Here is a 1,537-nt window from a genome sequence, read left to right on the forward strand (position 1 = left end):
GCTGTTCGGCCTCCATCCATTCTTGAAGAAGCTCTTCGCCGACGGCGCTGGTGCCGTCGCGAATGTGGTTGGAATCCGGGTGAGGTGATCACCGGGCACTTGAAGGTACCGTTTCAGGCGGTGAGGTCAATGGTGTGAGCGATGGGTTGCGTGGCGAGGGTCTGCCAGCCGTCGACCTTTCGCATGCTGATCTGACCGGACGCGAGCAGCGCCCAGAACAGCATCGCGGCGGTTTCGGCGGAGGGCAGCACGGTCTGCGTCTTGATCCTGCGCTTGAACTCCTCGTGCAGCCGCTCGATCGCGTTTGTTGTTCGCGCGCTCTTCCATTGGCTCGGCGGCAACCGCGCGAACGTGAACAGACGCTCGCCGGCCTCCTCCAGGCTGTCGGCGACGGCGCGATGCTTCAGGCGCCATTTGCGGAGGAATGCCTTGCGGCGCGCCTCGATCTCCTCGGGGGTCGCCGCGTAGATCATGTCGGTGTAGTCGGACGTGATTTCCTCGTGCAGGCGCTCGGGCGCGTGAGCGAGCAGATTGCGATGCTTGTGCACCGTGCAGCGCTGCACCGGAACGCCGTCCCACACGGCGGCGATCGCGGCGTCGAGCCCGGCGGCGCCGTCGACGATCAGGAACTCCGGTCGACGCAGACCGCGGCGAATCAGATCGTCGAGCACCGCGCGCCACGCCTCGGCGCTCTCGCCGCCCATGCTCCGTGCCGCCAGCAGCACCTTCTGGCCGTCGGCTCGCACGCCCATCACGACCAGCAGCGAGATCGCGGTCGCCTTGCGGTCGAGCCGCACGCGCACCACCGTGCCGTTCAGGATCAATCTCACGATCGGCTCGCCGGCGAGCGAGCGGGCGTTCCAGGCGTCCCAGTCGCCCTTCACCTTGCGCCACGTCCGGCTCACGATGTCCTTGCCGATCGCGCCACCGAACAGCGTCGCCAGCGCTCGCCGGACCCGTCGCGTGTTGGTGCCGGCGAGATAGCTGCTGGCGATCAGCGCGTCGGCGGCGACCGTGCGGCGCTGATAGGCGCGAAGTGCCTGGCTCTTCCATTCCGTCGTGCCGCCATCCGGCCGCACCAGCCGCGCCCGCGGCACGGCGATCTCGGTGGTCCCGAACGTTCCCGTCAGCTTGCGCGTCCGCTTACCGTGTCGGTATCCGACAGCGCCCGGCGAAGGCTCCTCCGAATCATCGTTCACGGTCGCTCGCCGGCCATAGCGCGGACGGTCCAAGGCAGCTTCGAGCTCGCTCTCGATCAGCGCTTCGATGAACGATCGAACACGGCGGCGCACCGCGGTCTCGATCGGATCGATCCAGTTGTCGAAAAGGCAGGAGGTCGGCTCGGCGGCCGGCTGCGAGATGGCACTCTTCGTGGTAGGGCTCGTCATGGCGTGGTCTCCAGTCCGGCGCGCCAACGCCGGATGATTCGAGGTTCAGAACCCCGGAGACTACGCCACCCTCAATTCCCACCACTCCCGCGACGGCACCACGGCGCTTATCAAGGTCCCGTTTTCGGCGAGGCCCTCACGAAACTCCT

The 1,537-nt window shown here is 67.2% G+C and carries 1 protein-coding gene; it reads right to left on the minus strand.

Annotated features, from left to right (window positions below):
* Positions 1–113: 113 nt before the first annotated feature.
* Positions 114–1,388, minus strand: coding sequence for an IS256 family transposase (locus A33M_RS14670; RefSeq protein ID WP_040620768.1), 1,275 nt, complete (start codon positions 1,386–1,388; stop codon positions 114–116).
* Positions 1,389–1,537: the final 149 nt, after the last annotated feature.

The organism is Rhodovulum sp. PH10 (genome assembly GCF_000293785.1).
Lineage (GTDB): Bacteria > Pseudomonadota > Alphaproteobacteria > Rhizobiales > Xanthobacteraceae > Rhodoplanes.

Coding starts and splice junctions, on each gene's coding strand:
- A33M_RS14670 (WP_040620768.1), bottom strand. CDS start 1,388: ATGACGAGCCCTACCACGAAGAGTGCCATCTCGCAGCCGGCCGCCGAG.